Genomic DNA, 252 nt, shown 5'->3' on the forward strand with positions numbered 1-252 from the left:
TGGTTACCAGTGTGCCGGCAATGTCCTCCGCCGTCGTTGTGCCGCTGATGCCGTTCATCGGCGTCATGTACTGCACGCTCGCCGCCACCGTCCCGTCGGCGTTGTAGATCGCCTGGCTCACTGACCCCAGGCCGTTGATTGTGTAGGTCTGTCTTCCAGCAGCGTCGTACAGGTTGAAGGTGAGGTGGTCGTTGTTGGCCAGGTTGGGCACCGGCAGCGCCGCTACCTTGGTGCCCACTGTGGCGCTCATCG

The 252-nt window shown here is 63.1% G+C and carries 1 protein-coding gene; it reads right to left on the bottom strand.

From position 1 onward, the window contains the following. The coding region (locus B0B52_RS22540) for a hypothetical protein (RefSeq protein WP_168173607.1) at positions 1-252 on the bottom strand (252 nt) is incomplete at both ends.

Origin of the sequence: Polaromonas sp. A23 (assembly GCF_002001015.1) — a bacterium.
Taxonomy (GTDB): domain Bacteria; phylum Pseudomonadota; class Gammaproteobacteria; order Burkholderiales; family Burkholderiaceae_C; genus Polaromonas.